This is a genomic window from Luteibacter yeojuensis, from assembly GCF_000964085.1.
Classification (GTDB): Bacteria; Pseudomonadota; Gammaproteobacteria; order Xanthomonadales; family Rhodanobacteraceae; genus Luteibacter; species Luteibacter yeojuensis_A.
In genome coordinates this window covers 1-11,334 of sequence record NZ_JZRB01000022.1, presented here as the reverse complement: position 1 = coordinate 11,334, position 11,334 = coordinate 1, and the positions used below count along the sequence as shown (strand labels likewise).

The 11,334-nt window shown below is 67.0% G+C and carries 14 protein-coding genes; 6 read left to right on the top strand and 8 right to left on the bottom strand.

The window, feature by feature from the left end; genetic code table 11:
- Positions 1-20: 20 nt before the first annotated feature.
- Complete coding sequence (locus tag VI08_RS10975) at positions 21-1,019, bottom strand: 2-dehydro-3-deoxygalactonokinase (RefSeq protein ID WP_045829635.1); 999 nt, start codon at positions 1,017-1,019, stop codon at positions 21-23.
- 105 nt (positions 1,020-1,124) lie between these two features.
- Between VI08_RS10975 and VI08_RS10970 the strand changes: the two genes are divergently transcribed.
- Positions 1,125-1,991, top strand: a complete 867-nt coding sequence (locus tag VI08_RS10970; protein ID WP_045829634.1) for a LysR substrate-binding domain-containing protein — start codon at positions 1,125-1,127, stop codon at positions 1,989-1,991.
- Between the two features lie 28 nt (positions 1,992-2,019).
- Here VI08_RS10970 and VI08_RS10965 read toward each other — a convergent pair whose 3' ends face one another.
- From VI08_RS10965 to rpsU, 7 genes are all read right to left on the bottom strand, one after another.
- Positions 2,020-2,556: a PIN domain-containing protein gene (locus VI08_RS10965; protein ID WP_045829633.1), complete on the bottom strand. Its 537-nt coding sequence runs from the start codon at positions 2,554-2,556 to the stop codon at positions 2,020-2,022.
- Complete coding sequence (locus VI08_RS10960; protein ID WP_157006640.1) at positions 2,553-2,990, bottom strand: hypothetical protein; 438 nt, start codon at positions 2,988-2,990, stop codon at positions 2,553-2,555. Before VI08_RS10960 ends, VI08_RS10965 begins: the two co-directional genes overlap by 4 nt.
- Before the next feature lie 121 nt (positions 2,991-3,111).
- Entirely contained in the window at positions 3,112-3,786 is a 675-nt protein-coding gene (locus VI08_RS10955) for a DedA family protein (protein ID WP_045829631.1), read from the bottom strand.
- Positions 3,787-3,877: 91 nt separating this feature from the next.
- Positions 3,878-5,620: a DNA primase gene (dnaG, locus tag VI08_RS10950; RefSeq protein ID WP_045829630.1), complete on the bottom strand. Its 1,743-nt coding sequence runs from the start codon at positions 5,618-5,620 to the stop codon at positions 3,878-3,880.
- Positions 5,621-5,671: 51 nt separating this feature from the next.
- Positions 5,672-5,845 (bottom strand): DUF1328 domain-containing protein, encoded by a 174-nt coding sequence (locus tag VI08_RS21340; protein WP_045829629.1) that lies wholly within the window; start codon positions 5,843-5,845, stop codon positions 5,672-5,674.
- A 190-nt stretch (positions 5,846-6,035) separates the two neighbouring features.
- A complete protein-coding gene (locus VI08_RS10940; RefSeq protein WP_045829628.1) occupies positions 6,036-6,479 on the bottom strand; it encodes a GatB/YqeY domain-containing protein in 444 nt (147 codons plus the stop codon).
- 138 nt (positions 6,480-6,617) lie between these two features.
- Positions 6,618-6,833 carry a 30S ribosomal protein S21 gene (gene rpsU / locus VI08_RS10935; RefSeq protein ID WP_029213735.1) on the bottom strand — a complete coding sequence of 72 codons (216 nt, stop codon included), beginning with the start codon at positions 6,831-6,833 and terminating at the stop codon, positions 6,618-6,620.
- An 83-nt stretch (positions 6,834-6,916) separates the two neighbouring features.
- On the opposite strand from rpsU, the gene tsaD reads away from it, so the two are divergent.
- From tsaD to VI08_RS10910, 5 genes are all read left to right on the top strand, one after another.
- The gene (tsaD, locus tag VI08_RS10930) at positions 6,917-7,942 is read left to right on the top strand and encodes a tRNA (adenosine(37)-N6)-threonylcarbamoyltransferase complex transferase subunit TsaD (protein WP_045829627.1); all 1,026 of its coding nucleotides are present in this window, start codon (positions 6,917-6,919) and stop codon (positions 7,940-7,942) included.
- 161 nt (positions 7,943-8,103) lie between these two features.
- Positions 8,104-8,463: a dihydroneopterin aldolase gene (gene folB, locus VI08_RS10925; protein WP_045829626.1), complete on the top strand. Its 360-nt coding sequence runs from the start codon at positions 8,104-8,106 to the stop codon at positions 8,461-8,463.
- A 20-nt stretch (positions 8,464-8,483) separates the two neighbouring features.
- Complete coding sequence (locus tag VI08_RS10920; RefSeq protein ID WP_045829625.1) at positions 8,484-9,725, top strand: mechanosensitive ion channel family protein; 1,242 nt, start codon at positions 8,484-8,486, stop codon at positions 9,723-9,725.
- Entirely contained in the window at positions 9,725-10,213 is a 489-nt protein-coding gene (gene folK, locus VI08_RS10915) for a 2-amino-4-hydroxy-6-hydroxymethyldihydropteridine diphosphokinase (RefSeq protein ID WP_045829624.1), read from the top strand. Before VI08_RS10920 ends, folK begins: the two co-directional genes overlap by 1 nt.
- Positions 10,214-10,399: 186 nt before the next feature.
- Positions 10,400-11,254, top strand: a complete 855-nt coding sequence (locus tag VI08_RS10910) for a DUF6159 family protein (RefSeq protein ID WP_045829623.1) — start codon at positions 10,400-10,402, stop codon at positions 11,252-11,254.
- The last annotated feature ends 80 nt before the right edge of the window (positions 11,255-11,334 follow it).

Below are 11,334 nucleotides of genomic sequence, written 5' to 3'. Positions count from 1 at the left end.
CCTCCTCGAGTGTGCAGCAGTTAATCAAGCAAGCCGCGGCGGCGGGCGATGGTGATCGCACCGTATCCGGCCAGGTCGCGTTGCTCGTCATCGCCCAGCACCGTGATGGTGCCGGAGAAGAAATCGTCGCCTTCCACCAGGCGGGCGATGGCCTCGCGCAGGATCGGCTTGCCGCTGACGACGAAGCGCGTGCCCGGGCTCATCCGGATCGCGCTGGAATTCTTGAGGGTGAGGAGGTCGGAGCCGAGCACCGCCCCCAAAAGGAAATTGGCGCGCGCATTGGCGTCGTACACCGCGAACTGGTCGAGGATGCGGACGCTGAAGCAGGCACGGCCCAGGCCGATCTTTTTTGCCGACGCGGCGCCGGCCAGCAGCATTTCCGGGTCGATGCGCCTGGCGAAGCCTTCCTTCAGCGAGCCGGCCAGGATGGTGTCGTGCGAGATGACGTGGAGCAGCTCGCCGGCCAGGGTGGTGACGCAGCCATCGATCCGCTGCTTCTCGTCGATGCTCACGAACTTGCTGTGCGAACCGGGCAGCACGATGACGGTGGGCTCGTCGATCGCCAGGCGCTCGACCAGGGCGAACGATTCGGTCTCCTCGCCGCGCATCATGTCCATGGCTTCGCAGTTGTGCAGGCCGATGTGGTCGACCTTGTTGCGCACGCCCGGTACGAACCAGATGGGCTGGTGCCACACGGTTTCGACCAGTGCCTCGCGCATGGCGTTCGCCAGGTCGTCGGCGCTGGCGGCAGCCGGCACGTGGGGGATTTCGCACAGGCCCACGTTCGACGTGATCATGCCCGACGCCAGGACGCGGCCGATATCGGCACGCTCCAGCTTCGCATCGGCCAGCGCCGCCGTGATCGTGTCGCGCAGGCCTTCTTCCAGCTTGCGCGTGCTACCGGTGATGGCCGTATCCCGCACACCCACCTGGGTGGCGGCCTGGCCGACAGGCTGGCCATCCCGCCACGCGGTGACGCGGGTATTGGTGGTGCCGGTGTCGATGGTGAGGGTGTTCATCGAAGATCCGTTCGCTAGGCCACCCGGATTCTTGGCGGCGCCGTGCAAGGCAGGCAAACTAGAATTTCTTCGGGCTTACCCCAAATTTTTCTTGATGACTCCGCGATGAAGCGCTCGCTCCCCCTCAACGCCGTGCGTGTGTTCGAGCTTGCGGCGCAGCATTTGAGCTTCACCAAAGCGGGCGAGGAACTGTCGCTGACAGCCGCCGCGGTGAGTGCCCAAGTCAAATTGCTGGAGGCCTACCTCGGCACGCTGCTTTTTGTGCGAAGCAACAACAAGCTCAGCCTGACGGCGGCGGGCGAGAATTATTTTCCCCGTATCCGGGACGCGTTTCGTGCGCTGCAGCATGCCACCGACCAGGTCATGGGGCAGCGGAACGCCTCGTTGCGGGTGGCGGTGCCGCCCACGTTCGGTACGAAGTGGCTCGTGCCGCGGCTGTTCCGGTTCTTCGCGCGCCACCCGGATATCGCCGTCGAAGTGGTGACCGATGGGGGCGACGCGGGCTGGGACCTCGCCATCGACGACCGCATCGGCGAGGGCATGGACCTGCTGGTGACGACCGGCTACACGCCGGTATGCGCGCCGCGGGTGGCCGAGGCCATTGCCACGCCCGCCGACCTGTTCCAGCACCTGCTGCTCCACGAACGCCCCGGTCGCCGCGCCGTGGCCATCGCCAGCTGGGACCAGTGGTTCGAGCAGGTGGGCGTGGAACCCGGCGCCATCTCGCGCGAAATGGGCTTCGGCGACGGCACGATGATGCTGCAGGCGGCGATCGAGGGGCAGGGCGTGGCCCTGGCGCAGGATCTGCTGGTGGCCTACGACCTCGCGGCCGGGCGCCTGGCCGCTCCGGTGCCGGTCGAGGTGCCGTTGCGGCATAGCTACTACCTGGCGGTGTCGCGTGAGGCGGGGGCCCAGGAGGAGACGGCGATTTTCCGGGAGTGGTTGATGGGGGAGTTGGGGAGCGTGGGGTAATTCGCTTGTAGACGCTGGGCTGACGTGATCAGGCAGCCCGCCAAGCGCCGCCCGGCTCGCAGACCGAAACGCCGCGGCGCCGGGGGAATGTGGCGGTATGGAGGTCTTCCATCGATGCAGCGGCGATGCCGATGCGTAGCGCAGCGGCTTTGACGCTTCGATCAGCGCTGACGATCAAATCACATTGGTTGGCACGCGCGATAGCAACGATCTGACGGTCGAACTTGATCTTTTGCCACGGTTCGTCGACGCCGTCCTTCTTGTCGCCAAGGTAAGCGCCGGCGCGGTGAAGTAGATGCAGTTCGAATGCCGCCTTGAAGTCGAACGACGCGATCATGGTGCTGGCGTCCGTCGTGAGCGCGAGCACGCTGGCGAGCCCCTCGCAATTCGCCCTGCAAAGGAACTCGGCAAGGGCAGGCGTCGGGATCACGACGCACGAGCCAGCGGCAATCAGTCTTGCAATAAGCGTCTGAGCTCGCGCGCGGACGTTAATGTCCGTCGACGCGTCTTTCCAATCAATGAGGAAATTCGCGTCCAGAAGAACCTTCTTCGGGACCGGGTTCATTCGCAGCCCCTCAGCTTCTTCCACTCGGCGATCGGGTCGTCGAGGGCATTCCAGCCGTCGCAAGCGATCGACGTGAGGAGGTCAAGGGAATCGGCGATGCTGCCTTCTTTCAGCGCAACGAAAGAGATGGCCTCGCATTCATCACTGATAGGCAGCCAGCCCGCTTCGGTTCGCTCCCAGCGACCCATGACCTGCACGCCGACCATGCCGGTCTGGACGCGCGATTCAAGCTTTGCGGCGAGATCGTCGCTGCGGACGAGGACCCGGATGTTGCGAAGGTTGAAGTCGCACAGGTGGAGATGATGGCTACTGCCGCGCTTGGTGAGCGAGGTGACGGTGCCCCTGACCTCATCGGTCGTGTGAATACGAGGGAACCACTCGAACTTCGAACTGGGTATGGCGAGTTGAGCGACCACTGTGTCCTCCGTGTGCATGTCAGCTGCACCGTGGACGGGATCTTCGCCCTTAACGGGCTCCATACGCTGTAGGGCCTTTCATCAATCCGTGTAGGTCTTTTGCGCGGCGCATGCAGGCCAACCCAGGCCGCGAAAATACTCAACCGCGTTCGTCATTCCCATGCAGCCGCGAACCCAGGTTCTTCGGCGGGGTGGATTGGCCGCAGCGGCTTTCCGCCTTCTTGCGGCGCCACCAGATCACGCCGACGACGAGTACGGCGGCGGCCACGGCGAACCAGATGCCGGCCTGGCCACGGCGGATCCACATGGCCAGCCACTCGTGGTTGTGCGCGCCCAGGTAGCCCAGGTAGACCCAGATGGGGACGCTGATGGCCGCGGCCATGCCGTCGAGGAGGAGGAACCGGAGGAAGCCCACGCGGTGGGTGGCGCCGGCCGTGATGAAGACGGCGGTGCGCATGCCGGGCAGGAATCGGGCCACGAACATGAGGCGGTTGCCGTAGCGCTCGAACTTTTCCTGCACCTTGGCGTAGCGCTCGGGGGTGAGCAGGCGCGCGACGAAGCGCCAGCGCATGATGCGGCCGCCGAAGTGGCGCCCCAGCAGGAACATGGTGGAATCGCCCACCAGCACGCCGGCCATGCCCACGCCCACCATGGTGTGGACGTCGCCGTAGCCCAGGCCGGTGATGATGCCGCCGGCGACGAGCGTGATGTCCTCGGGCAGCGGGATGCCCGCCCCGCAGAGCATCAGGGCGAAGAACACGGCGATGTAGCCGTTCCGCCCAAAGACGTCGACCAGGCTATTGAGCAGTTCCATCAGGCTTTGGCTTGTCCGGCCACGACCGGGTCCTTCGGGCTTCGAGAACCCGATGATCCCATGGATCGCATGACACCGCAGGTGCGGCGCATCATTCCGCGGCAGCCTCGCCCGGGGCGACGCGGGCAGCCAGCAGGACGCGCAGTTCAGCTTTCTCGGTGTCGTCGAGCACGCCTTCGCGGCTGCGCGCGATAAGGAACTCGCGGCGCTGGGTAGTGGCCTGGCGCTTCATGCCTTCCAGGGCGTCGAGGAATTCCACCCGCTGCATGTCGGCCTCGCCGATGACCTCGGCCTGCATCAGCTTCTGCAGGGCGTTGTATTCGGGGCGTTCGAGGAAGTGCTCCACCAGCACGGCGGGGCGGATATCGGGCCGGTTGCGCACCACGTCGATGAGCTCGGCGAGCAGGTCGACGCCGGGGCGGTCGAGCCGCAGGAACGGGTAGGGCGGCTCCACCTCCAGCGCCAGCGCGGGCTGGGCGATGAGCAGGGTGATGGCGCTGCGGACAAGGCTGCGCTGCACATTGCCCTGCTTGGGGGCCGCGCTGCGCTGCGGGGTGGCCTCGGACTCGAAGGTGGCCCCCGCGCCGGTGCGGCGCTTGAGCTCATCGGCCATGAGATCGCGGAAGGCGCCGTCGGGCAGCCTGGCGATGAGCGGCCGCGCCCGCTCGGCGAGCCGGGCCCGCCCGTCGATGCGGCTGGTATCCACGTCGCGGGCCAGTTCGTCGAAGAAATACTCCGACAGCGGCACGCTTTCCTTCATCCGCTTCTCAAAGCCGTCCTTGCCCTCCTTGCGCACCAGGGAATCCGGGTCCTCGCCATCGGGCAGGAACAGGAAGTGCGCCTGGCGGCCATCGCGCATGCGCGGCAGGATCGACTCCACCGCGCGCCAGGCGGCCTGGCGGCCGGCGCGGTCGCCGTCGAAGCAGAAGTACACGTCAGGAGCGGCGCGGAACAGCACCTCGGCGTGGTCGGGCGTGGTCGCCGTGCCCAGCGTGGCCACGGCGATGGGCAGGCCGGCCTGGTGCAGGGCGATGACGTCCATGTAGCCCTCGACCACCATGATGCGGGTGAGGGTCTGGTTGGCCTGCTTCACCTGCCACAGCGCGAAAAGCTCGCGGCCCTTGTGGAACAGCGGGGTTTCCGGCGAGTTGAGGTACTTCGGGCCCTGGTCGGCCGAGAGCACGCGGCCGCCAAAGGCGATGACGCGGCCGCGGCGGTCCAGGATGGGGAACATCACCCGCTCGCGGAAACGGTCGTAGCGGTTGCCGCGCTCGTTGCTGGCCACCATGCCGGCGTCGTTCAGCAGCTTGCGCCGGTTATCGGTGGTGCCGAGGGCCTTCAGCACGCCATCGAAGCCCGCCGGGGCCCAGCCGATGCGGAACCGCTTGAGGGTTTCCTCATCCAGCCCGCGCCGATCGACGTAGGCGCGGGCCTCGGCGCTGTTGCCGAGCTCGCGCTGGTAAAAGCTGGCCGCCTCGTCGAGCAGGGTGTAGAGGTCGCTGCGATCCTCCCGCGGCTTGTCGTCGCGGCCGCCCTCGTAGGGCACCTTCATGCCGACCGACTGGGCAAGTTCCTCGATGGCGTCGGGGAATTCCAGGCGATCGTAGTCCATCAGGAACTTGATGGCGCTGCCATGGGCGCCGCAGCCGAAGCAGTGGAAGAACTGCTTGGCCGGGCTGACATAGAACGAGGGCGAGCGCTCGTTGTGGAACGGGCAGCAGGCCGTCCACTCACGCCCGGCCTTCTTCAGGGGCACGCGCCGCTCGATCACGTCGACGATGTCGACGCGAGTCAGGAGCTCATCGATGAAGTTGTCGGGAATACGGCCGCGCATCAGTCGCCTAGGATGCCACGCAACCGCTTTCCCGACGAGCTTGGCGGCCCGTTAGACCGCCATCTTGAAGATGCCGACGACGGCCAGGATGGCGATCACGAACAGGATCAGGAAGATGGCGAAGCAGACCTTCGCGATGGTGCCGGCGATGCCGGAGATCTTGCTGAAACCGAGGGCGCCGGTGATGAGCGCGATGATGCCGAAGATGATGGCGTACTTAAGCATGGGGTTCCCCTCCGAAAGAGCCGGAGGACGCTCCCCCTGCCGCGGCGGGAAGGATGGCGCCGCTTGCGTGGGGCCTATGTGAAAACGGTAAGCCGGGCGGAAAACGACTGTGGGAGCGCGCTTGCGCGCGATGGGTCTGCGGGAGACCCCATCGCGCGCAAGCGCGCTCCCACATCTAGAAGGGCGGGCGTCAGGTGAGTTTGGCTTTGACCTTGCCCGCCACGGCGCCCATGTCGGCGCGGCCGGCGGCCTTTTCCTTCACCAGGGCCACCACCTTGCCCATGTCGCGGGCCGAGGTGGCACCCGCTTCGGCCACGGCGGCGTCGATGAGGGCATCGAGCTCGGCGTCGCCCAGCTTGGCGGGCAGGTAGGCGTCGATGACACCCATCTCGTAGCGCTCGACGGCGGCCAGGTCGTCACGGCCGGCCTTTTCGTACTGGTCGATGGAGTCGCGGCGCTGCTTCTGCATCTTCTCGAGGACGGCCAGGACCTGTGTATCGTCCAGCTCGATGCGCTCGTCCACCTCACGCTGCTTGATCTGGGCCTGCACCAGGCGGATGACGCCCAGGCGGTCCTTTTCGCCGCCCTTCATGGCGGCCTTCATGTCGTCAGTGATCTTTGCCTTGAGGCTCATCGCTTTTCCTCCAGAACGACGAAAAGCCGGCCCCACCTTTCGGCGGAGCCGGCTCGGGATTTCCGCCTGATTGCGGCGGCAGCGGGCGAACGCGCCAGCCGCGGGTCCAACACCGGCCCTACACAGGCCGGGTGGCAATCAGTACATGCGGGTCCGGCGCGTCGTGTCGCGGGACAGACGGCGCAGGTGGCGCTTCACGGCAGCAGCGCGCTTGCGCTTACGCTCCTGGGTCGGCTTTTCGTAAAATTCGCGCTTGCGCGTTTCGGCCAGCACGCCAGCCTTTTCGCACGTACGCTTGAAGCGGCGGAGGGCAAGCTCAAACGGCTCGTTCTCGCGGACTTTAACGCTCGGCATGGAAACTCCACTTGTTTAAACTGACCCGTCTACCCGGGTGAGCCGTGGATTATAACGTGATCGAAACGAAAAATTCAAAGCCTGTGTTGGGTGTCGAAACCTCCTGTGATGAAACCGGGGTGGCGCTCCTCCGCTGGGACCCGGAGAAACCGGGCCGTGGCCTGCTTTCCCACGCCCTGTTCAGCCAGATCGCCCTGCATGCCGAGTACGGCGGCGTGGTGCCCGAGCTGGCCAGCCGCGACCATGTCAGGAAGCTCCTGCCCCTTGTGCGCCAGGCCCTGAAGGACGCCGGCCTCACCCCGGCCGACCTCGGCGGCGTGGCCTACACGGCCGGCCCGGGCCTCGTCGGCGCCCTGCTGGTGGGTGCCTCGGCCGCCCGCGCCATGGCCTGGGCCCTGGGCGTGCCGGCCATCGGCGTCCACCACATGGAAGGCCACCTGCTGGCGCCCCTGCTCGAGGATGACCCGCCGGCGCCGCCGTTCGTGGCCCTGCTGGTATCGGGCGGCCACTCCATGCTCGTGGAGGTGAAGGCCATCGGCGAGTACCGGATCCTGGGCGATACCCTGGACGATGCCGCGGGCGAGGCCTTCGACAAGACCGCCAAGCTCATGGGCCTGCCGTACCCCGGCGGCCCGGCCCTGGCGAAGCTGGCCGAGCAGGGCACCCCCGGCAAGTTCCGTTTCTCGCGCCCCATGGTCGACCGGCCGGGGCTGGATTTCAGCTTCTCGGGTCTGAAGACCCAGGTGCTGCTGGCATGGCAGGCCTCCGATAAGTCGGAGCAGACCCGGGCCGACATCGCCCGGGGGTTCGAGGAGGCCATCGTCGACACCCTCGCCATCAAGTGCCGCCGCGCGCTGGAGGCCGCTGGCGCGAAGCGCCTGGTCATCGCCGGCGGCGTGGGCGCGAACAAGCGCTTGCGCGAGCAACTGGCCGAGGCTGGCGCGAAGGACGGCTTCCGGGTGTATTTCCCGCGCCTGCAGTTCTGCACCGACAACGGCGCGATGATCGCCCTGGCCGGCGCCATCCGCCTCGCGGCCGGGCAGCAGCAGGGCGATACCATCGACGTGTTCCCGCGCTGGAGCCTGGAAACGCTGCCGCCCGCGGCCTGAGCGCGGCCCTCGTAGGAGCTCACCCCGTGAGCGACCCCTCGAGCGACATCGTCACAAGGCCTGTGGCGTTGTCGCGAAAAGATGTCGCTCACAAGTGAGCTCCTACACCGGCACGGCCGCACGCGTTACCCTGTAGGGCCTTTCTTCGCACCCCGGGCCCCATGGATATCGTCTTCATCGAGGACCTGCGCATCGACGCGGTCATCGGCATCTACGACTGGGAGCGCCGCATCCGGCAGACCCTGTCGTTCGACCTGGAGATGGCGTTCGACAACCGCCGCCCGGCCGCCACCGACGACATCAACGACACCCTGAACTACAAGTCGATCTCCAGGCGGCTGCAGGCCTACGTGGAAGGCTCTAGCTTCGGCCTCGTCGAAACGCTGGCCGAACGCTGCGCCGAGATCGTCCGCGAGGAGTTCGGCGTGGCATGGGTGCGGCTGAAGCTGTCGAAGCCCGGCGCCGTGCGTGGCGCCCGCGCCGTGGGCGTGCGCATCGAGCGCGGCACGCGGCCGGCATGAGCCATCGCAAGCGGTAACCCATGGACGACTTCTTCCACGTCATCGAACTGAAGCGCCTCGGCGCCATCGCCGGGCTCTTTGTCGTCGCCTATCTCGTGGGCCTGCTGGGCCGCGTGTTCCTGCACCGCGTGGTGCGTGCCGCCACGCGCCATACCGCGTGGCGCTGGGACGATGCGCTGTACGAGTTCGGTGCCTTCCGCTGGCTGGCGCGCATGCTGCCGGCCATCGTCGTCTACTACGGCATCGCCCTGTTCCTGGATGTAAAGGACGAGGACAGCTGGGCCGGCTTCATCCGTGACGTAGCCGTGTGCTGGATGATCGTATGCGTCATGGCCGCGCTGGGCCGCGCGCTGGTCGCGTTCGAATCGCTCTACAGCGCCACGCCGGCGGGCAAGCGTTCCATCAAGGGCGTGGTGCAGCTATTCCAGCTGGTGTTGTGGATCGTCGCCATCGTGGTCGTCGTCACGCGGCTCACCCACCAGAACGTGGCCCTGCTGCTCTCCGGCATCGGTGCCATGTCGGCCGTGCTGCTGCTGGTGTTCAAGGACACCATCCTGGGCTTCGTCGCCGGCATCCAGCTCAGCACCAACGACATGCTGCGCGTGGGCGACTGGATCACCATGGCTTCGGCCGGCGTCGATGGCGATGTCATCGACATCACCCTGCACACGGTGAAGGTGCGCAACTTCGACCGCACCATCGTCACCGTGCCCACATGGCGGCTCATCGCCGAATCGTTCCAGAACTGGCGTGGCATGTCCGACAGTGGTGGCCGCCGCATCAAGCGCGAGCTGTACGTCGATGCCGCCTGCGTGCGCTTCCTCGAGGAAGGCGAGCTGGAGCGTTTCGCGAAGATCCACCTGCTGGCCGCCTACCTGAAGCAGAAGCGCGAGGATATCCAGCGCTGGAACGACGCGCTGGGCGAACCCGCGAAGCTGCCGGCCAACCGCCGGCGCCAGACGAACATCGGCGCGTTCCGCGCGTACGCCGAGGCTTACATCACGGCCCACCCCGATATCCACGACAAGATGACCCGCATGGTGCGCATGCGCGACCCGGGCGCGCAGGGTATCCCGCTGGAGGTCTACTGCTTCACCAACACCGTGGCATGGCTCGATTACGAGCGCATCCAGGCCGACATCTTTGACCACCTCATCGCCATCCTGCCCGAGTTCGGCTTGCGGCCGTTCCAGCAGCCGTCGGGTGGCGACGTGCGCGAGGCCATCGTGGCCATGCGTGACGCGACGGCCGTGGAGCGCTGATGGGCCGCGCCTACCTGAGCCTGGGTTCGAACATCGACGCCGATAAGTGGCTGGCGGCGGGCGTGGCCGAGCTGCGGACGCGCTTCGGGCCGCTCGTGGTATCGCCGGTCTACCGCAGCCGCGCCGTCGGCTTCGACGGCCCCGACTTCCTCAACCTGGCCGTAGGCCTCGACAGCGACCTCGGCCCCGAGGCCCTGAACGACTGGCTGCATGCCCTGGAAGACCGCCACGGCCGCGTCCGCGGTGGCGACCGCTACGCCAGCCGCACCCTCGACGTGGATATCGTCCTGTACGACGACCTGGTGCTCTCCGGCCCGGGGCACCTGGAACTGCCGCGCGGCGAGCTGCGCCACGCCTTCGTCCTGAAGCCCATGGCCGACATCGCCCCGGGCTTGCGCCACCCGGTGACCGGCGAAACCATGGCCGCCCTGTGGGCCGCCTTCCCAGCCGGTAAAGAACCCCTGTCAGTCGAGCCCCTCGATCTGTAACCCCCGACCGACCTTTGTGGGAGCGCGCTTGCGCGCGATGGGCTTGCGGCAACCCCCATCGCGCGCAAGCGCGCTCCCACAGAAAAGCCTCCCGGCCGCTGCCCATGACCTCCCGCGGTGGCGCCCGCCCCGGGCGGGGTGCTAAAACGTCGCCACGATTCGCCAACCCAAGGGGTTCCAAAGGACATGGGCAAGTTCGCACGCAGTTGGGCGCTGATGAAAGCCAGCGCCAACGTCCTCCGCCAAGACAAGGAAATGATGCTGTTCCCGCTGTTCGCGGGCCTGGCCTCGCTCGTGGTCATCGCCTCGTTCGCGTGGCCGGTGTTCTCGCTGTACCACGGCCACCGCACCGGGTTCGAAGACGGCGGGCACCATGTGTCGCCGCTGTTCCTCGCCGTCTCGTTCCTGTTCTACTTCTCGCAGTACAGCGTGGTGATCTTCTTCAACACCGCGCTGGCCGCCGCCGCGTTCATCCGCCTCGAAGGCGGCAACCCCACGCTCAACGACGGCCTCAGCGCCGCGTGGAGCAAGCTGCCCTCGATCATCGGCTACGCGCTCATCTCGGCCACGGTCGGCATGATCCTGCGCGCCATCCAGGAACGCGCCGGCTTCGTCGGCCGCATCGTCGCCGGCCTGCTCGGCGTGGGCTGGACCGTCGCCACCTTCCTCGTCGTGCCCGTGCTCGCCGCGCAGAACGTCGGCGCGGTCGATGCCGTGAAGGACAGCGCCGGCCTGGTGAAGCGCACCTGGGGCGAGAACATCATCGGTAACGCCGGCATCGGCTTCGTGGGTGGCCTGATGGTGTTCTGCGTCATGGCCGTGAGCTTCGGCCTCTTCGTCGCCGCGGCCGCCACGAACTCCGTGGCGCTGATGATCACGGTGGGTGCCGTCGGCATCATCGCCCTCGTGGCGCTGAGCCTCTTCCAGAACGCCCTGCACGGGGTCTACGCCGCCGCGCTCTACCGCTACGCGCAATACGGCGACCCCGGCGAGGGCTTCGACCGCGCCCTCCTCGAAAACGCATTCCGCCAGAAGAAGTAAAGCGAAGGCCCCGGCAAAACCGGGGCCTTCTGCTTTCCGTGGCGCACACCTTTGTCAGTGGGAGCGCGCTCGCGCGCGAT